Below are 17,453 nucleotides of genomic sequence, written 5' to 3' on the forward strand. Positions count from 1 at the left end.
TGTGCTATGGGCCGCGCTTAGCGCGTCTTCGCCTACGAATAAGGAAAAGTGCAAGAAACCCAAGAACGAACGAACCGGCAAGGAACGTCAGATGCGATTGGCCGCGCGTATGCGGGACGAGAAAGTACCCGCTCGCCGCGCGCGTGAACTCCCGGCGGTTATACTCGCCGATTGAACGTGCGTTCGAGTCATATGCTGTCACTGAGTGGCCTCCCACCCGGAGCACCACCACGTAGTGCGCGTCGGGCCAGATATCCGAAGACTCAAGATGCGCGATTGCGGGCAATGGCAGTCGATTTAGGGATGCAGGCTTGCACAACACCGCGTCAAGCGGCAGGCCGAGTGTCCGAGCCGCCGTTTTCAGGTCGAGCAGCGATGCGCCTCGGTCAGCGGCGGGGAGCATTCGCATAACCTCTTCGACCGTGTGCGGTCGATCTAGCAGAAGCAGCAAATACACCAGCGAATAAGCGCCACAAAGCTTGAAGCCTCCAGAGCGTTGGCTGGCGCTGTACTTGTCTGCCGACTTGCGCAATTTAGTTGAGAGCTCGGAGGGTGTGCCGGCGATAGGGTCCGGCACCGCAGCGATAAGATGGGGCTCAACGACCGCAATCAGAACGACGAGTACCGAGAAGACGATTGCTTTAGGCGCAACGGGAACCATCGGCTGCACTCCGGCGACTCAGCGTCCGTACGGTTCATTGCTCGTCCCTTCTGGATTTGTGGCGGTGTGTCAAGCTATAGCTCGCGCAGATTCCGTCTCGCATACCAAACAGGCAGCCGGCCGACAAGCATCGAGTAATGCATAGCCCAGAAGGCGTTCGATATTGAACAGTTCCGCGCGAATACCAGATGGCAGATGCGCGGTTATCGCCGCAATCTTCCTCGTACAGAACTCCGCAGTACCTTATAATCACGGCGGCGCGCTCCTCAGCCAGGCCGGACGGCGCTGTCAGGTTCCTCCTCCACCGCCGCCACCGGCTGCACAGTTTGAAGCTGCCGTTGCCTGGTCGTTGCCGCAGGGTGGCTGCGGCGCCTTGGTTCCGCTGCAATTGCATCCCCAGATGAGGCCGGGTGTACAGTTAGCCTGCCCAGGCGGCGCGCAAACGGGAGGGGGGTTGACCACCGCCTGTAATAGGAGTCCGGCGTTGTAAATCGGCCGAGCCACCGTGCAGTCATAGGGGCACTGGCCGGTTCCGCACGCTCCTCCCGTCGGCGGTGGACATAGACCACTGGCAACATTGCGTGTGCAAAAATTTGCAGTCGTCCCGCTGTTGCTGATCCCGCAGCCCATATAGCTCTGCGCGCCGCTGATGCGTGCGGCATCGCTATCGCTCACAACCGAAACACCGGTCCCCGCGGACGACGCCCAAGTTAGAACAGCAAGCACCACAGCGGATAAAAGTAGCAGTGCGCCTGGCAACGCTCGCATCAACACTCTCATAGTATTCTCCTTTTAAGTAAAAAACTACGCGGAACCGAGTAGGGCCTTCGCCAATTCGTCACACTCCAACGCATCGCGGGTGGCATTGGCGTAAATACGCAATCGAAATATGGTCTTGTCGTCCCTGTCCAAGCCCTCCAGCTCTAAATCGAGTTCGCCCGCCGCCTCCTCACGGCGGAAATCGACCCAGATCAACATCTGCGTGCGCTCGCCCGGCGCAAGCTCGTCCGAGCAAAGCCAAGCGTGAAGGCAATCGCAACTTGGTCTGAAACGCGCGATACGCGCTCTGGCTGGCCCGCGATTAGTCAAGCATACGGTTTCGTGCGCAAATCCATTCGGCGCCACCAACCCCAAATCAACGGTCTCAGGCAATGCGATGAAACTGAGAAGACGTGACCTGCCGTCTTGTGATCGCTCGTGCGGTTCGTGCGGTGCATTTGGCTGGCGAGTTGAAGCGAGCCCCGCCGCTGACTGAGCATCAACCGCCGAAGCAATGGCGCGAGGATGCGGAGGATGTGAGGCAGGTCGTGCCCGTGTCCCAAGCTGCAAACCGTCAGCGCCCATATCTGCGATCGCTGTGTTGTGCGAAGGAATAGGGGGCTGGCTGCGCTGTTGAGATGAGGTGGCTCCAAGAGATGTGCGACCGCCTAACAGGATCGGGGCCGCGTAGTGCCACGATGCGATGCATAGAGCAATGAGAGCCACCGCAAAGGTCACCGAGCCGACAATCGATGCGCGGGCGAGGCCGACGCCCTTTAACAATTTGTCGGCAATCATATATGAACCCTTCGGACATTCATCCAATGTACTGTCTTGCACCTGCTGATTCTCAGCTGCACTTGTCGTTCATGGCCCCGAGGCCGCGGTGCCGGAACGGCGATGGGCTCTGCCGGCTCTGCCAGCGGCCGCTTCCGTCTTTTCGACTCCTAATTCATCCGCCAAGCGAACCGTCCGTAAAGCTATGCGGTGTCGGACGCGTCAGCAAGGGGTTTCTCGGCTTTTTAATGCCCCAGTCGGCCCTAGGGCGCTCCGGGGCGCGCTCACCGTTGCGGTGGTTTGGGAAACGACCAACGAAATTGACGCCCCTTGGCGGCGGACGAGAAGTGGATGCGGGCGTCCTTCTGGCCGTGGTTGAGGTGGTCGAGCAGCCGACGAAGGTAGTGGCTGCGCTCCGACGGCGGCATGTCGGCGAATGGGTTGTCGATTGGGTTCTTCCATTCCGCGGCCACGCACGCGTCGACGATAGCCTGCTGCGTCTCTGCGATCTCGGGTAGGTGCTTGACCAGCATTCCACCCAGGGTGAGATCGCGGCTGGCCGCGTCCCAATGAGGCTTTTGCTCGGCTCCGTCGGTCGGGCGCTGAAGAAGGTTGCAGACCCGCAGTGCGTAACGCAGGCCGGCCGCCGACAAAACAAAGCAAGTCCGCGCGGCGGGGTTCATCGCACCGGCACGCCGGAAAGTTCGCTTGCGGGCGCCGTTGCGGGTTATCTCGACGCGGTGCTCGACGAGTCCCTCGTTGATCATCAGGCGCAGGTCGGCGTTAGTCAGGCCGTCGTGGTTGTGCAAGACTTCGATCGGTACCGCCAATTGCCAGACATCGATTGCCGCCGCATGTGCTTCGGAGGAGGACTCAGCGAGCCGGCAAACTCCGCGCAATCGCCGCAACAGACCAACGTCGAACGAGTTGTTCATGGCGAACCCCTGGGGTGTTCCTGGCCAACTCCCCGTGCCGATGGAAGTGAGTGCGGCACGCGGACCCCCCGTTTATAATGTCGCGCGGGCCGCAAAGCAAGCCTGTTCGAGGGGGCGCCGGAAGGTCCTCGCGCGGCACACCGAGCGACGACCGCCGCCACCGGGCGAGCGTTTAGCAACCAAGGCGCTTGCTTGCGCGTCGAGGGCCTGGTATCGTCAGCCCGACGGCAAAGGAGAAGCTCTCGTGCCTGTTTTTGAGGCATTGCGATCGAATCCGAAACGCGGCCGGCAGCAGCAGGCTGTGCGTCGGCCGCTACGTTCGAGCCGCTGGGCGGTCGGCCTACTGGTGTCGCTGGCGGGCTGCTATCAGCCGTCGGACAGCGAGTTGTTTCGCGCGGCGGCAGAAGCCGCCGTTCGGGGCGAGACCGATACCATCGACGTCGGCGATCACGGAGACATCCGCGATCGAGATCTGGACGCGTTGCGAAAGGCCATCGGGCTGCGAAACCTGCGGCTGGACAACACGCGCGTGACCGATGCCGGCCTGCGGTGCCTTAGCGACCTGCAAGCGATTCAGTGGCTTTCGTTGAGCAACACGCGCGTCAGCGACGCGGGCGTCAAGCAATTGAAAACCCTCACGTCGCTGCAGTTTCTGCGGCTCGACGGCGATCGTGTCTCGGACCACTGCCTGAGCGATTTGGCGGCCGTGCCCGCGCTGCGCGAGCTGTCGCTTTGGAAAACCGCAATGACCGACGACGGTCTTGAGGCCATCGGACGAATGCCTCAGATCCGCCGACTGAGCCTGGATGAGACGCAGATCAGCGACGCGGGCCTGAAGCACCTGTACGGGCTTTCGTCGCTGGAATATCTTTCGGTGTGGGGAACGAAGGTGACCGAGCGCGGCGTCGAACGACTCCGCGCGGCGCTGCCGGATCTGCAGATAAATCGGTGAGCTGGTGGAATCGGTCGATAAAGAACGCCGCGCGATATTCGGGCCGCGCACCGCGATGAGACGCTCAGCAGTCGGGATTTGTGCTTGCCTGACCATCGCGGCCTCGGTGGCGGCCTGGATGATTTGGAATCCGGGCCCGAGCGAAGCGCAGCGGAACGGCGAGGGTTTCGCGCTGGCCGCGCGCACGGCGCCGCTCACGCCGCAGGAACAGTTAAAAAGATTCCGCTTGCCGCCGGGGTTCAAGATCGAGCTTGTGGCCGCTGAACCGGAAGTGCCCAAGCCGATCAACCTAAGCTTCGACGCGCGAGGAAGGCTTTACGTAACTTGCTCCACCGGCTACCCGATTCGTGCGGCAACGCACGAAGCTAAAGACAAAATCGTCGTCCTAAGCGACGGCGACGGCGATGGCCAGTTTGATCGTCAGCGCACGCTGGTGGACGGACTCAATATCCCGATCGGTGTAGCCGCCGCGGAACAGGGGGTGGTTTTTTACAGCATTCCGGAGATCCATCGTTGGACCGGCGACGTCGAAGATCCGAAGGCGGGAACGAATGCTGTGCTACACGGCACCTTCGGTTGCCAGGACACGCATGGCATGGTGAGCTCGTGTACGCCCTGGATCGATGGCTGGATCTACGCCTGCCACGGGTTCGCGAACGTCTCGACCGTGGCGTTCCCGGACGGCCGCGCGATCACGTTCCGCGGGGGCAACACCTTTCGCATGCGGGCGGACGGAAGCGACGTGGAGTATTTCACTCATGGTCAGGTGAATCCCTTTGGCCTGACGTTCGACCCTTTGGGAAACCTGTTTTCGGCCGACTCGACGACCTTGCCCGCCTATCAGCTTTTGCGAGGCGCGTCGTACCCCAGCGCCGAGGGCGGCGGCTTCGACGGGCTGGGTCCGGGACCGGCGATGATGAATCACCTGCACGGCTCGACGTGCATCGCGGGCATCGTCTACTACGCCGCCGACGCTTTTCCGGCGGAATATCGCGACACGCTTTTCATCGGCAACCCGGTCACCGGCCGCGTCAATCACGACCGGCTCGAGCGGCACGGCACGACGATGCTGGCGATCGAGCAGCCGGATTTTTTGACCTGCAGCGACCCCTGGTTTCGCCCGGTCGATTTGAAACTTGGTCCCGACGGCGCTCTGTACGTCGCCGATTTCTACAATGCGGTGATCGGGCACGTCGAACTGCCGCTGACACACCCGGCGCGCGATCACGGGCGAGGGCGGATATGGCGGATCAGCTCGACCTCGGACCGCGCGCAGCGGCTTCGTACTCCGGATATGGATGGGGCACCGGTGGAGGAACTGGTTTCGTTGCTTTCCGACGCCAACTTGACGGTCCGCGTGCTGGCAACCGAAGCGTTGGTGGCCCGAGGCTGGTGTCCTGAAGAGAAGGATCTCGCGGCCGACGATCGAGCGTGGAGCGACTGGCGGCGCGCTCATCTGCTCTGGTTGCGCGAACGGCTGGCGCCCGGCGGGCTTTCGCCGGAAGTCGTCGACCGGCTGGCGCACGATCCCGCCGCCTGCGTGCGCGTGCATTTAATGAAAGCCCTGGCCGAGCGCGCGGACTGGGGGCCGACGGGCGGACCGCCGGACCGAGATGACGTTGCGTCGTTGGTGCGCCGCCGACTGTCCGACCGCGACCCGTTCGTCCGCCGTGCCGCGGCGGAAGCTTTGGGGCGGCACGCCCACATCGCCAACGTGAAGCCACTTCTGGATCTGTGGCGCGAGGTTCCGGCCGACGACACGCATTTAGCACACGTCGTGGCGATGGCCGTGCGCGATCATTTCGTGTTCCTTCCCGGTCTCTATGCAAAGTTGGACGATTCGATAACCGCCGACCCGGAAAACGAGCGCCTGCTGATGCAGGCCAATCTGGCCGCCCCCGGCGCCGTCGCCGTCGAGCGGCAGATCGACTTTCTGCGTCGCGGCCGAGTTGGGCCCGGCGATTTCCAGCGTTTTATCGAAGGTTTGCTACCGGCTGTTTCACAATTGCAGCTTATGGATCTTTGCGCGGTCCTCAACCAGGTGTCGGAGGATCATGGGCTTCTCGAACAGGCCAAGTCACTGGAACTCTTGCGGGGGGCCGCGCAAATAAGGGCGATTCGGCTGCCGGATTCGACTTACCAATGGTGCGAGAGCGTCGTCATGGCGTTGTTCCGCGGACAAGCGCAAGATGTGGCCGCGGCGATCGAATTAGCAGGGCGTTACGAACTGTCCGCGGCCTACCCCGCGTTGCTGCGGCTCGCTTCGCGCGATTCCCCGTTGCCCGAGCTGCGGGCCAAGGCGCTCGCCGCTGCGATGACGGTCGATTTCGAGCGTTCACTGCCGCTGGCATTGGAAATCATCGACGCCCCGGAGCAGACCCTCCTGGCGCGGCAGGCGGCGGTGCGCGCGTTGGGGGCCGCCAACCGTGAATCGGGACGGGAAGAACTCGCGCGGCGGCTCAATATCGAGCCCTTCGGTCTGGCCGCCGAAATCGCGGCTGAGTTGGCCGGCGATCGGCTGGGAGCGAAGAAACTGTTGGCAGCCGTCGAGGAGTCGTCAGCACCGGCGCGGCTTTTGGACGAGGTCCTGGTGAGCGAACGGTTGAAACGGACTGCGCCTGCGGAGGAGCGCGTCCCTCATGATCAGCGAAAAGCGACCGCGGACGCTAGAGAGGTTGCGCGGCTCGTCGAATTCCGGCGCAACGCGTTCCTGCAAGCTAAGCCCGATGCGGCTTCGGGCCAGCGAATCTTCAGCAGGCTCTGCGGCCAATGCCATGCGGTCGGCGGCCGAGGCGGCACGGTTGGCCCGGCGTTGGACGCGATCGGCAATCGCGGCGTGGAGCGCCTGCTGGAAGACATTCTCGCGCCCAGCCGGAATATCGCGCCCGAGTTTCGAGCAAGTCTGGTGGCCTTGAGCGACGGAAGAACGGTCTTCGGGCGAATGGTCCGGCAGGACGCGCAAGGCATTGTACTCGCAGACGCCGAAGGAAAAGAGAACTGGTTTCCCGCCACCGACGTTGACGAGCTTTGGCCCAGCGCTGTCTCCGTGATGCCCGCCAACATGGCCGACTCGATAGCCGAATCGGATTTCAATGATCTGCTTGGTTTTCTGTTGAGCCAACGCGCCAAGTGACTCGGCGGCCAAGCTGCGTGCAGCCGATCACCTCGGGCCGTTCCGCGCGCGTCCAAACGAAGACGTTGCCCGACCAGTCGTCGTCGCTCGACCATCGCAGGACCGGCTCTTTTACGAGTTCGAGCGGATGGCCGTCGGAGGTCGAGAAATTGCACTTTTCCGCATCCTCGCGATACGCTTCGCGCAGCGGGTCGCCGGCGGCGGGCTTGGCCGGTTCAGCGGCGATGGCGTTCAGCCACAACGCGACGAGGCCGCCTTGGATCTTGGCTCGGATCTGAGATAATGAAATAGAGATGGATGTGGGCGAAGACCCAAAACCCGGTCCCTGCGGTGAACATAACGAACCTCGGATGAACCTAAGCGTAGCGCAGCCGATCTTCTTTTGCAACCTGCCGTGTGCTTTATGACCCGCGCCTTTCGATTCAACCCTGTCAAGACGATTCAAGCCGTTGCTTTTTTGCTGCGTCGAGAGCCGGCCCGCCGAATGAACTACATGCGACTGCTAAAGATTCTCTATTTTGGACCAAGACGATGAATTTGCGATTTACCCTAGCGGCGTCAACCAGCATCCTACTCGCGTCTGCGGCCGTGGCCTCGGCCAAAGTGTCGCGCGTTTGGAACGACCTTTCGCCCGGCCCGCGAGTGATCCGCTACGACGCGGATAAAGACGAGCTGCTCCATTACAACTCGATTTTCTCGACGGTGATGGCCGGTCGCCGGCCCGGTGGCGAGCACTCCTATTCCGGCAACCGACTGGGGGCCTTTCAGTATCATGGCAAGCGTGGCACCGGCGGCCTCTACGACGCGCTGGAGGATTACAAGAACAAGCTGAACTCGCGGAATTATCAGTATCGCCGCGGCAAGGCGTGGTAGATCGGGCTTTCCAGCCTGACGGCGGTCAAACCGGCAGTTCTTATACCGGCGGAGCAAGCCACGAAGCGGCAATCGCGTCCGTCAGGCTGGAAAGCCTGACCTACATATTCGTCGGCTCATCGGCCACGTTCGGCTCGACCAGCGCATCGAGCGCCGCGGCCAGCACCGCATGGTGCTCGCGGCAGAGTGCATAGACGCGGCAAATACGCGAGGCCAGCGGCAACTGGCGAAAGAGTTCGCTGGTCGTCAGCTCGCGGATTTCGTCGCGGCCGGGGTCGTATAAAAAGTTCTGGCCCGCCGCCGGCCCTTGCGTGCCGGGCCGATGCACGTGCCGCGCCAGGTCGACGCGCAACGGCAGCTCGCGGAGCTCCGCCGGCAATTGCGCCCGCAGCGCCCGTTCGACGAACGCCGCCTGGCTGAAGATGCTGCTCGATTCCGCCACGCCGGGCGAAAAGAACAACGTCCGCTCGCACGCCATTTTCCAGCGGACCCTGCGCGCCAAAAGGTCGCGCCAACGCTGGCCCAGGTCGCGTTGCGCCGCATCGCTCGATTCCGCCCAGCGGGCCACGTCGATCAACAGCGACCATTCCGTGAACCGCTGATACTCGTCGAGATGCTCCAGTGGATTGCCGGGGAAGAGCAACTCGCGGCTGTCGGCAAACAGGTCGGCCAGATCGAGGTCGATGGCCCGCACCGTGCGGTGAAAATAGAGCGAGCGGAACAGCTCCGCCCGCACGCCGATGAAGCGGACCAGTTCCGGCAGCCCACGGGCATGGACCGTCAGTCCCCGCTCGCTGAAAAAACTGTAGTGCAACAGCCGCTGGAGATCGAAGGCCCGCAGGTTGTAGCCCGACATATAGGCGTCGCGGAGCACGAAATCCATGTTGTCGATCGTGTAAAGTCCACTGAACAGGTTGCGCAGGTGCCGCAGCCACACGGGTGCGGACGGTTCGCCCGCGCGCGGCCGGGTGATGAGATAAGCGATTGCGTCCGGCTCGATCTGTTCGCCGTCGGCCAGCCGGCTGTTCGGATTGCGCCGCACGCCGCGGAGCAGGTCACCGAGCTGTTCGCGGATGATCGTGCTGCCCAAGGTTTCGTGCGTCAGCCCGAATTGCGACAAAAAGTGCTCGTCGAAGAAGTGGCCGAACGGCCCGTGCCCAATGTCGTGCAACAGCGCCGCCAGCCGCATCAAGGTCTCGACATAGCCACGGCTGGGCACATCGGGGCAAACCTCGGCCAGGCTGTCGTAGAGCGCCGCCACCGCGCGGCTGGCCAAGTGCATGACGCCAAGCACGTGCTGGAAGCGTGTATGTTCGGCCGAGGGAAAGACCCACCAGGCGGTTTGCAACTGATGGATCTGTCGCAGCCGCTGCACCCAGGGGTGGTCGATCAGATCGCGTTCGGCCGTTTCGCCGGCCGCGGCGCCGCGGTTGGTAAAGGCGATATAGCCGTGGATCGGGTCGTGGCTGAGGGCTTCGAGCTGATAATCTCGCATGCGGGAATTATGGCCGCTAGAGCGTGGCGGTCCAAGTCAACGCCGCCCATGCTTGACATGCGTCGAACGATAGGCTTTGCTCTTGCTCACGGGGACGACCTCCTAAAAACAGAGTTCGAAGGTGTATGAACAGCAAAGAGTCGATGCTCGATGCCATTCGCCGGCACTGCCCCGCCGAAGCGCCGCTGCCCGATCTCGACCGGGAGTGGGTCCGCTACGACGATCCGCGGCAGCAGTTTGCCGCGACACTGGAATCGGTGGGGGGGCGGTGCGTCATGGCCGGCGACGCCGACCAGATCAACGCGGAGTTGGCGGCGATGCCGGCCTGGCAGCAGGCAAAGCAGACGGTTTCGCTGTTGCCCGGCGTCGGTCCCGGAAACGTCGATCTGAACGCGCTCGCCGGTCCGCACGAACTGGAAGCGCTCGATTTCGCCATCTTGCCGGGCGAATTTGCCGTGGCCGAGAATGCCGCGGTGTGGGTCACGGACGAAGCCGTGAAGCATCGCGTGGTGTACTTCATCGCCCAACACGTGGCCTTGGTGGTGCCGGCCGCGGCGGTGCTCGACAACATGCACCAGGCCTACCAGCGGATGACGTTTACCGGCCCGCGTTTTGGCACGTTCATTTCCGGCCCCTCGAAAACGGCCGACATCGAGCAGTCGCTGGTGATCGGGGCGCACGGCGCCCGCTCGCTGACGGTGTTCTTGTTGCAAGGATGAAGCGATGGCAGACCGGACCGCCTTTCGTCCCGACCTAGTAGCAGCCGATGTCTACCTTGCCGCCGGGGCGCAGGTCGTGGGCGATGTGACGATCGGACCGGAGTCGAGTGTGTGGTTCAATGCGGTCATCCGCGGCGACACGGAGTCGGTCCGCATCGGCCGTGGCACGAACATCCAAGACAACTGCGTGCTGCACGCCGATCCGGGCTTTCCCTGCACTCTCGGCGACGGCGTCACGGTCGGGCACACGGCGGTGGTGCATGGCGCGGCGATCGGCGATAACGTGGTGATCGGGATGCACGCGGTGGTGATGAACGGCGCGCAGGTCGGCCGCGACAGCCTGGTGGCGGTGGGCGCCGTCGTCACCGAGGGTACGGTGATTCCGTCCGGCTCGCTCGTGATGGGCCTACCGGGCAAAGTCGTTCGCCCGTTGACGGCGGACGAGATCGAACGGAATCGGCTCAGCGCGGAGCATTATGTGGCCAGCGCGCGGATGTTCCGCAACGCCGCTATCAGCCCGGCACGACAAGCCGCCAACAACGGTGAACGCGGCGGTTCCGGAAATCCTCGGGCACCGTCTGGCGGCTGATCTCGCGAACGTTGACGCCGGCGAGCGCGGCCTCGTCGAGCTTGAAGCGCCGCGAGTTGGTCGAAAAATAAATCACTCCGCCCGGCGACATGAGCGCGATCAGCCGGGCGAGCAGCTCGGCATGGTCGTGCTGCACGTCCCAGATGTCGTCCGTCATTTTGCTGTTGGAAAACGTCGGCGGATCGACCACCGCCAGGTCGTACTCGGCGCCCGCGCGGTGATGCTTCAAAAAGCTCAACGCGTCATCGCGGACGAAACGATGTTCGCGGCCGGCCAATGAGTTGAGCTTCAGGTTCTCTTCGGCCCACTGAAGATAGGTGTTCGAGAGATCGACCGTGGTGGTCGCCGCGGCCCCGCCCGCCGCGGCGTAGACCGTGAACGAGCCCGTGTAGCCAAACAGGTTCAAGAACCGCTTGCCGGCCGCGGCGTCGCGGACCATCGAGCGCGTGATGCGATGGTCGAGAAACAGGCCGGTGTCGAGATAGTCGGATAGATTGACCCGGAACTGCAGGCCGCCTTCGTGTACCACGAACGTCTTGCCTTGTTCCGAGAAGCGATCGTACTGGCTCGTGCCGCGCTGCCGTTCGCGCCGCTTCATGAACACCTTGGCCTTGGGTACTTCCAGCGTTTCGGCCGCCGTCTTGGCCATCAGGTCGAGCCAGTCGGCGTGCCCGGCCGGCGACCGGTCGTGCGGCCGCTCGTACTCGGCCAGGTGCAGGCAGTCTTCATAACGATCGACCACCAGCGGTATTTCGGGCACATCGCGGTCATACAGCCGGTAACAGGTGATGCCCCGCTTCGTCGGCCAGCGGCGCAGATGCCTGGCCCGCGCCGTCAGCCGCCGGGCAAACAGATCGGCCTGTTCGTAAGCCTTGGTGGTCAAACCACCGAAGGCGGGCGCCCCCAATTTTGGATTTTGGATTTTGGATTTTGGATTGAGGCATTCGGTCTTTGGACTTGGGTCTTCGGCCTTGACCGCTTCGCCGACTCGCTTTTGCTGGCTGCCCTCTGTTTCATTCCTCGTTTCCAACTTCCAATTTGCAATTTGCAATTCGCAATTCGCAATTCCCCCCTCCCCTGAGCCGTCTCCCCCTTCTGAACTCTGAACCCTGAACCCTGAGCCCTCTCGCCCCGGCTTGGGTCCATAAAACTGGTAATACGTGCATTCGATGCGGCCGTTGTAGAGTTTGCGGCGTCGGTCGGCGGGCCGGCCGACGAGCGACTCGAATTCGGGAAAGGCCGTCAGGATGTAGTGCGACCAGGTCTTCAGCCGCCGCAGCACCAGCGGCATCGAGGCGTAAAGGGCCTCGAGGTCGTCGGTGTCGCCCATCCGCTCGCCGTAGGGCGGATTGCAGATCACGCAGCCGTGCTCCTTCTTGCTGGTCAGATCGCGGAAATCGCGCTGCTGAAAATGAATGTCGTCGGCCACGCCGGCCTGCGCGGCATGATAGCGGGCCAGGCTCAGCACCGCTTCGTCGACGTCGGTGCCGATGATCTTCAGCGGCAAATCGGGCTTCGCCAGATCGCGCGCCTCGCGCCGCGCGTCTTCCCAGAGCCGCGTGGAAATTGCCGGCCAACTCTCGGCGGCGAACTGCCGGTGGATGCCGGGTGCCAGGTTGCGGCCGATCAGCGCGGCTTCGATCGGAATGGTGCCGGAGCCGCAGAACGGATCGACCAGCGGACGGTCGGGCTTCCAGAAACTCAACAGCACCAGCGCCGCCGACAGCGTCTCCTTGAGCTGCGCTTCAGCCACCAGCCTCCGATAGCCCCGCTTGTGCAGCCCGGTGCCGCTGGTGTCGAGCGTCAGAGTGGCCCGGTCGTCGAGCAGTGCGACCTCGACCGTGTATTGCGGTCCCGTTTCGGCCAACACGTCGGTGCGATGCGCCTTACGGAGCTTCTCGACAATCGCTTTCTTCACGATCTTCTGGCAGGCCGGCACACTGGAAAGTTGCGAATTGACCGAGCGGCCGTTGACCGGAAAGGCGGCGTCAGATCCGATCCACGCTTCCCAGGGCAGCTCGAATGTGCGGTCGAAGAGCTGGCCGAAATCGGTGGCCTCGAACGAGCCGATCTCGATGAGCACACGATCGGCCGTGCGCAGCCAGAGGTTGGCGCGGCAGACGGCCGCCTCGTCGCCGGCAAAGACGATGCGGCCGGTCTGCGGAATCTTGGTTTCGTAGCCGAGCGACTTAAGCTCGCGCGCCACGATGGCTTCGACGCCGACGGTAGAAGTGGCAATGAGCTGCATGGCGGACATGGGTAGAATCGCATGGAAGTGGTCTAAGGCGGCCCGCCGGTCAGGCAAGCCACGCGCAACTTGGCGCTGCGCGAACGCGGGTTCCGGGCAACCTCCTCGGCCGACGGTCGGAGCGGTTTGCGCGTGAGCACGTCGTATCGAGCGTCGTCGCGGAAGGCCGTCTTCACCAGCCGGTCTTCCAGCGAGTGAAAGCTGATCACGGCCACGCGACCGCCAGCCGCGACGCAATTCGGCAGATGCGCCAGCGCCCGTTCGAGCGAGACAAGCTCCTCGTTGACGGCAATCCGCAGCGCCTGGAACGTGCGCGTGGCCGGGTCGATCGCAGGCGCGCGCGCCCGCGGCACGCAGCCCCGCACCAGCCGGGCAAGGTGTTCGGCCGTGCGGACCGGTCCGCTCGCGCGCCGCTCGACGATGCGGCGCGCGATGCGGCGACTGAACCGCTCTTCGCCGTAGCGATAGATCAGGTCGGCCAGCTCCCTTTCGCCCAGCCGGTCGAGCAGCTTCCAAGCGGGCTCGCCGACCGTGACGTCGAACCGCAGGTCGAGCGTCCCGGCAGAATCGAAGCTGAAGCCGCGCTCGCCGTCGGCGAGTTGCTCGCTCGACAGTCCCAAGTCGAGCACGACGCCATCGACCGACTTCAGGCCGAGTTGCCCGAGTACCTGCGGAAGTTCGGCGAAGTTCGCGTGTACCAGCTTCACCGGCAACCCGCTCAGGGCGCACTCGGCGGCGGCCAGCGCCGCGGGATCTCGATCGAAGGCCAGCACTTCACCCTCCGGCGCCACGAACTGGGCCAAGGCCCTGGTGTGCCCGCCGGCGCCCAGCGTGCCATCGACGAGCCTCATGCCCGGCCGCGGCGCCAACCAGCTTACTACTTCATCGAGCATGACCGGCACGTGCGCCATACTGGCATCCTAGCACAGTCCGCGTCGTCGGCCATCGAGTACGCCTCCGCGCCGAAATCAAGCTCCGGAGGAGTTCCCTCGCGCGGGCGAAACTTGGCCCTGGAACTCGCTCGGGTTCTCGTCATTGGGGATACCCTTGACCTCCTCAACGATGGGTTGTGCGATGTACATGTCCGGCGTGAGCAAAATTGGCGATGGCCCGAGGTTGATGATCTCCAGCACCAGCCGGCCTTCGAAACCAGGATGCACGGTTGGCGCCGTGAAATGAATCAACAGGCCGCAGCGAGCTCGGCTGCTCTTGCCCTCGATCCGGGCCGCCAGGCAGGTGTCCGCGTTTTTGTCGATGGGCAGATGGACCCGTTCGTGAGTAATTCCAAGCACGAACTGATCGCGGTCCAGCTTGAATGGCGTGCGCTCTGAGATCACATATTTATCGGAATATCGCGAGATGTGCTCCGAAAGTTTGCCGGGCTGCGTGTGGTCGTAGACAAACACGCCTGCGTTCGGTATTGCAATCTCGTTGCCCAGGCGCAATTCGACCGTGTGGGTGTCGTAGGGGCAATGAATGCCGAGCGCCGGGAATCGCGGCAACGGCTCGGGGTCGATGATCAATCGCTTGTCGTCGAGCGCCTTGTGTAGTTCGACGTTGGAGAGGATCATTTCACGCGGGCTGGCGGGCTTTGGCACGGCGTAACTGATCGCGCCGGACGGTAATCGTCCGGCCGTTTTCCAGCGAGTGCTGCGGCAGTCGAACGAGGACAAGATCGCCTTGCTCTTGCATCACGTCGACACGCAGCCATCCGGCAACGGGGGTACCCGGCGAAGCGGCAGTGGGCATCTCTAAGTCGGAATCTTGAGCAAAAAGCGAAAAGCCTGACCCATCGTGAAGCATGCCTTGAACGGCAAATTCTCCAGTGAACTGACCGGGTGAGATCGAGCAGCGAAGCAAGGTCGTTTCCATGTTTGATGCCTTCCTGGCGGGATTGGGTTGGGACAGATGCCGATTATGAGCCGAAAACGGCAGATTGCAAGAGTCATCGGTTAGTCCGCCCAAAGCCGCGAATAAAAAAGCCGCCCCGAAAGGCGGCGGCCATTACCATTTCCTCCGTAGGTATTCTACCAAAGCGTCCAGTGCTGCTCCTCCCGCGTCCTTTCGCCACGCACGCGATACACTGAAAAAAGCGTGGCCGATGCCAGGTCGGCCAGCTCACTTCATCGAGCATGACCGGCACATGCACCATACTGGCATCCTAGCACAGTCCCATCCTACAATGAGTGTTGACGCGGAAACTAGCGAACCTGCGGAGCAATGTGGTGCCGAGCCTCACGGTCGAGAACTATGTCAAAGCGATCTTTCAGATCTGCTTTGCGCAATCAGGGCGGCCCGCCGCGACGGGCCAACTCGCCGCGGCATTGAACGTTTCGCCAGGGACGGTGACGAGCATGCTCAAGACGCTGAGCGAAAGCGGCCTGGCGACCTACGCTCCCTACGAGGGCGTGCGGCTGACGCCCGCCGGCAACGCGCTGGCATTGCGCGTAGTGCGCCGGCACCGGCTGATCGAGCTGTTCTTGGCCAAGACGCTCAACCTGGCGTGGGACGAAGTCCATGAGGAGGCGGAGCACATGGAACACGCGGTCAGCGACCGGCTGGTCGACCGCATCGAGGTCTATCTTGGCTATCCGCAGTTCGACCCCCACGGCGATCCGATTCCGCGGGCCGACGGCTCGATCGAGGCTTCGGCCAGCCGGACGTTGGCGCAGTGCCAAGCGGGCTTCCGCTTTCGCCTGGCGCGGGTGGTGGACCAGTCGCCTGAGTTTTTGCGGTTCCTGACCGATGCCGGTCTGCCGCTGGAAACGCGCGGCCAAGTGGTCGCCAACCGGCCTGACGCCGCGGTGATGACAGTCTCCGTCAACGGCCAAACCACCGAGCTGGGCCGCGAAGCCGCCGAGAATATCTTGGTTGCCCAGTCGGAAAGCTAATCGCCATGTTCTGCGGCGCTGCCGCCGAGCTTCCGTGCGCCGGCGCCCGCCTTTCCATAGGTGCCGCCCACGGCCGTCTCCAGCTTCGAGGGAGCGGCAAAGCTCGGCGGTTCGGGACCGATCAGCCGTCCACCTTCCTCGGACGGGCCGCCGATCAAGCTGCTGAGCCGTTCGCCCGTCTGGCCGCCGACGGACCCAAAGGCCGCGAACCCGTAACCATAAGCCCCGCCCGATCCGCTCCGCGAGCCGTAACCGTAGGGATTGTCGTAGCCGTAGCCGCCGTAGCCAAATCCGCTGCCGTAGCCATAGCGGATGCCAAATGGCGATCCGGAGTTAAACCAGGATCCCGAGCCGGGCATAGCGGTTCCCACGCCCGGACGCCGTCGCCGCGCCTGACTGCGGGGAATGCCGCCATACTCCGCCCACTCCTCGGCTTCCGCCTCCGCCCCAATTGCCGAGGTTGCCATTTCGACCTGCCCGGCCTCGGCGGTTCTCAACTGTGCCCGACCGGTCTGAAAACCACGATAAGCATTGAACCATTGGTTGAAGGCCGGCGAAGCAACGGGCTGGGCCGTTCGTCCCGGCGCCGGGGGCATTTCGCCGCCCACGTCGCCGGGCGCGGCCGCTTGACTCTGCATGGCGACAGCGGTCGCTTTCGTAATACGAGTTTCACCGCGTGGTTGATACGGCACCCAACGGGAGCCATTTCGCCACAGCCATTGCCCGTCGTCGGTTTGATACCACCAGTGCCGGTTGTAATAGCGGTAACGCCGATCGGTTGGCTGTTTGTTTTCCGACGCCGGGGGCGCTGCCGTCGCTGCGTCGCCCGCCGGCTCTTCCTGCGCGGCTGGTTCATCCGCAATGGTACGGCTGTCGTCCTGGACCTGCTCGTCGCCATCGAATCGGATCACGGCGATCGCTTCGCCTTGTTGAGCGAGCGCGGCCCCTCCGTACATCAGGAAAGCGCCCAGACCAACGCTAAACATTGCATGACGCATCGCGCTACCTCCTGATGAACAAAGACGAACGCCGTCGCAGAGTCCAGTTACCGCCCCTCAGTTAAACATCGGTCAGAACGGTCGAGCCAATTATATCGACTTCCAATCGGGAGTGGTAGTTTGGTAATCGGGGTAAGGTGGGGCAGGGTTCAGAGTTTTGGGGTTTGGGGTTTGGGGTTGGGGTTTCGGGGTTGGGATCTTTTGGTCTTGGGCAGGCAAAGCTTTCCCTCATCCCTCATCACTCATCCCTCATCCCTCATCCCTCATCCCTCATCCGAACCCTGAACCCTGAACCCTGAACCCTATGCTGAGGCAGCGCTCGCCGGCTCGCTTGTCCTACTTTACGTATCCTCGCGCGATCGGGCGCTGGCCGGCAAAGTGACCTTTTGCGGGGGCGGCAAATCCTGTATCTCAACGGCCCCT

General features: G+C 63.2%; 16 protein-coding genes. 6 read left to right on the top strand and 10 right to left on the bottom strand.

The features are described from left to right. Positions 1 to 4: 4 nt before the first annotated feature. The 3 genes from VNH11_23715 to VNH11_23725 form a co-directional block, all read right to left on the bottom strand. The gene (locus tag VNH11_23715; GenBank protein ID HVA49394.1) at positions 5 to 661 is read right to left on the bottom strand and encodes a cysteine peptidase family C39 domain-containing protein; all 657 of its coding nucleotides are present in this window, start codon (positions 659 to 661) and stop codon (positions 5 to 7) included. 804 nt (positions 662 to 1,465) lie between these two features. Next, the gene (locus VNH11_23720; protein HVA49395.1) at positions 1,466 to 2,218 is read right to left on the bottom strand and encodes a hypothetical protein; all 753 of its coding nucleotides are present in this window, start codon (positions 2,216 to 2,218) and stop codon (positions 1,466 to 1,468) included. Positions 2,219 to 2,481: 263 nt separating this feature from the next. Beyond that, a complete protein-coding gene (locus VNH11_23725; protein HVA49396.1) occupies positions 2,482 to 3,006 on the bottom strand; it encodes a hypothetical protein in 525 nt (174 codons plus the stop codon). Positions 3,007 to 3,376: 370 nt separating this feature from the next. On the opposite strand from VNH11_23725, the gene VNH11_23730 reads away from it, so the two are divergent. Continuing rightward, complete coding sequence (locus tag VNH11_23730) at positions 3,377 to 4,084, top strand: hypothetical protein (GenBank protein HVA49397.1); 708 nt, start codon at positions 3,377 to 3,379, stop codon at positions 4,082 to 4,084. Between the two features lie 55 nt (positions 4,085 to 4,139). Beyond that, positions 4,140 to 7,217, top strand: coding sequence for a PVC-type heme-binding CxxCH protein (locus VNH11_23735; protein HVA49398.1), 3,078 nt, complete (start codon positions 4,140 to 4,142; stop codon positions 7,215 to 7,217). Here VNH11_23735 and VNH11_23740 read toward each other — a convergent pair. Next, positions 7,174 to 7,662, bottom strand: a complete 489-nt coding sequence (locus tag VNH11_23740) for a hypothetical protein (protein HVA49399.1) — start codon at positions 7,660 to 7,662, stop codon at positions 7,174 to 7,176. The genes VNH11_23735 and VNH11_23740 overlap by 44 nt on opposite strands. 86 nt (positions 7,663 to 7,748) lie before the next feature. On the opposite strand from VNH11_23740, the gene VNH11_23745 reads away from it, so the two are divergent. Further along, positions 7,749 to 8,090, top strand: coding sequence for a hypothetical protein (locus VNH11_23745; protein ID HVA49400.1), 342 nt, complete (start codon positions 7,749 to 7,751; stop codon positions 8,088 to 8,090). 100 nt (positions 8,091 to 8,190) lie between these two features. Here the strand turns inward: VNH11_23745 and VNH11_23750 are convergent, their stop codons facing one another. Beyond that, complete coding sequence (locus VNH11_23750; protein ID HVA49401.1) at positions 8,191 to 9,585, bottom strand: HD domain-containing protein; 1,395 nt, start codon at positions 9,583 to 9,585, stop codon at positions 8,191 to 8,193. 125 nt (positions 9,586 to 9,710) lie between these two features. Here VNH11_23750 and VNH11_23755 point away from each other — a divergent pair, with 125 nt between their 5' ends. Further along, a complete protein-coding gene (locus tag VNH11_23755) occupies positions 9,711 to 10,304 on the top strand; it encodes an LUD domain-containing protein (protein HVA49402.1) in 594 nt (197 codons plus the stop codon). A gap of 4 nt (positions 10,305 to 10,308) precedes the next feature. Then, a complete protein-coding gene (locus VNH11_23760) occupies positions 10,309 to 10,893 on the top strand; it encodes a gamma carbonic anhydrase family protein (GenBank protein HVA49403.1) in 585 nt (194 codons plus the stop codon). Here VNH11_23760 and rlmKL read toward each other — a convergent pair. From rlmKL to VNH11_23780, 4 genes are read right to left on the bottom strand one after another with little or no spacing between them, the layout of a single operon-like run. After that, positions 10,817 to 13,141, bottom strand: coding sequence for a bifunctional 23S rRNA (guanine(2069)-N(7))-methyltransferase RlmK/23S rRNA (guanine(2445)-N(2))-methyltransferase RlmL (rlmKL, locus tag VNH11_23765; protein ID HVA49404.1), 2,325 nt, complete (start codon positions 13,139 to 13,141; stop codon positions 10,817 to 10,819). The two genes, VNH11_23760 and rlmKL, sit on opposite strands and share 77 nt — an antisense overlap. A 32-nt stretch (positions 13,142 to 13,173) precedes the next feature. Beyond that, the gene (rsmH, locus tag VNH11_23770; GenBank protein ID HVA49405.1) at positions 13,174 to 14,052 is read right to left on the bottom strand and encodes a 16S rRNA (cytosine(1402)-N(4))-methyltransferase RsmH; all 879 of its coding nucleotides are present in this window, start codon (positions 14,050 to 14,052) and stop codon (positions 13,174 to 13,176) included. A 57-nt stretch (positions 14,053 to 14,109) separates the two neighbouring features. Continuing rightward, positions 14,110 to 14,739 carry a dCTP deaminase gene (gene dcd / locus VNH11_23775; protein HVA49406.1) on the bottom strand — a complete coding sequence of 210 codons (630 nt, stop codon included), beginning with the start codon at positions 14,737 to 14,739 and terminating at the stop codon, positions 14,110 to 14,112. Beyond that, complete coding sequence (locus VNH11_23780) at positions 14,714 to 15,013, bottom strand: hypothetical protein (protein ID HVA49407.1); 300 nt, start codon at positions 15,011 to 15,013, stop codon at positions 14,714 to 14,716. Before VNH11_23780 ends, dcd begins: the two co-directional genes overlap by 26 nt. A 353-nt stretch (positions 15,014 to 15,366) precedes the next feature. Between VNH11_23780 and VNH11_23785 the strand changes: the two genes are divergently transcribed. Then, positions 15,367 to 16,032 (top strand): metal-dependent transcriptional regulator, encoded by a 666-nt coding sequence (locus tag VNH11_23785; protein HVA49408.1) that lies wholly within the window; start codon positions 15,367 to 15,369, stop codon positions 16,030 to 16,032. Here the strand turns inward: VNH11_23785 and VNH11_23790 are convergent. After that, the gene (locus VNH11_23790; protein HVA49409.1) at positions 16,029 to 17,030 is read right to left on the bottom strand and encodes a hypothetical protein; all 1,002 of its coding nucleotides are present in this window, start codon (positions 17,028 to 17,030) and stop codon (positions 16,029 to 16,031) included. The genes VNH11_23785 and VNH11_23790 overlap by 4 nt on opposite strands. Between the last annotated feature and the right edge of the window lie 423 nt (positions 17,031 to 17,453).

Source organism: Pirellulales bacterium (assembly GCA_035533075.1).
GTDB lineage: Bacteria > Planctomycetota > Planctomycetia > Pirellulales > JAICIG01 > DASSFG01.

Excerpts from the sequence above, each read along its gene's own strand:
- rsmH (HVA49405.1), bottom strand. The coding sequence starts at position 14,052 with ATGGCGCACGTGCCGGTCATGCTCGATGAAGTAGTAAGCTGGTTGGCG.
- VNH11_23745 (HVA49400.1), top strand. The coding sequence starts at position 7,749 with ATGAATTTGCGATTTACCCTAGCGGCGTCAACCAGCATCCTACTCGCG.
- VNH11_23755 (HVA49402.1), top strand. The coding sequence starts at position 9,711 with ATGAACAGCAAAGAGTCGATGCTCGATGCCATTCGCCGGCACTGCCCC.
- VNH11_23760 (HVA49403.1), top strand. The coding sequence starts at position 10,309 with ATGGCAGACCGGACCGCCTTTCGTCCCGACCTAGTAGCAGCCGATGTC.
- VNH11_23780 (HVA49407.1), bottom strand. The coding sequence starts at position 15,013 with ATGGAAACGACCTTGCTTCGCTGCTCGATCTCACCCGGTCAGTTCACT.
- VNH11_23790 (HVA49409.1), bottom strand. The coding sequence starts at position 17,030 with ATGCGTCATGCAATGTTTAGCGTTGGTCTGGGCGCTTTCCTGATGTAC.
- VNH11_23715 (HVA49394.1), bottom strand. The coding sequence starts at position 661 with ATGGTTCCCGTTGCGCCTAAAGCAATCGTCTTCTCGGTACTCGTCGTT.
- VNH11_23750 (HVA49401.1), bottom strand. The coding sequence starts at position 9,585 with ATGCGAGATTATCAGCTCGAAGCCCTCAGCCACGACCCGATCCACGGC.
- rlmKL (HVA49404.1), bottom strand. The coding sequence starts at position 13,141 with ATGCAGCTCATTGCCACTTCTACCGTCGGCGTCGAAGCCATCGTGGCG.
- VNH11_23735 (HVA49398.1), top strand. The coding sequence starts at position 4,140 with ATGAGACGCTCAGCAGTCGGGATTTGTGCTTGCCTGACCATCGCGGCC.
- VNH11_23720 (HVA49395.1), bottom strand. The coding sequence starts at position 2,218 with ATGATTGCCGACAAATTGTTAAAGGGCGTCGGCCTCGCCCGCGCATCG.